Annotated in this window: 1 pseudogene; it reads right to left on the bottom strand. The window is 44.3% G+C overall.

Going from position 1 to position 635, the window contains the following annotated elements:
* Positions 1-635: pseudogene (locus MMP60_RS15810) on the bottom strand (hypothetical protein); the annotation flags it as partial.

Raw genomic sequence — 635 nt, 5'->3', positions numbered from 1 at the left:
TTAAACCACCAATTTTTCCTGTGCTGCCATCAACAGTAATTTGTGTAGCACCATTACCAACTTTAACGGTATTGCCTAAGCCAAGTTGTACTCCGTCTGCCGTCGTTGTACTGGTGATGCTGCCATCTGTTGAGGCTTTTACATTAAGGGTATCACCCAACTTGTATTGGTTAGAGCTTGTACCATTACCGAACTTGATGCCTGTGTTGGTTACTGCTGTTTTTGCATCAATGACTGCATTGTTTAAGTCACCTGCGTTAACACCTTTGCTTGCATTAGCAATATTGGTGTAATCACCTGCGCTAGCTACATTGCTGAGGCTTGTACCACCTGTCGTTGTAATCTTGCCTGTGATTGCATCTTTTGTACTGCTTGTTGTCGTTCCACCTAAAGTGACTTTGTCTTTTGTCACCGCGTTGTCGTACTTCACTGCTGCACTGTCTGTTGCTGCTTGTTGTGCTGCCAATGTGTCTAATTGACCTTTGTTCACTGCATCTTTAGTGTTCGTGCCTGCTTCGATGCCTGTGATTTTATTGGTCATTTTGTCAATAACAACGTTGCCTACTGTGACTTTGTCCGCTGTAAGTCCGGCATTGTTAATAACCGTGTTGCCTGTGGTCACACTGGTCAAGCTC

Source organism: Acinetobacter sp. ANC 4805 (assembly GCF_022549495.1).
GTDB lineage: Bacteria > Pseudomonadota > Gammaproteobacteria > Pseudomonadales > Moraxellaceae > Acinetobacter.
Note: the sequence above shows the minus strand (reverse complement) of the source record. Positions and strands in the feature narration are given on the sequence as shown.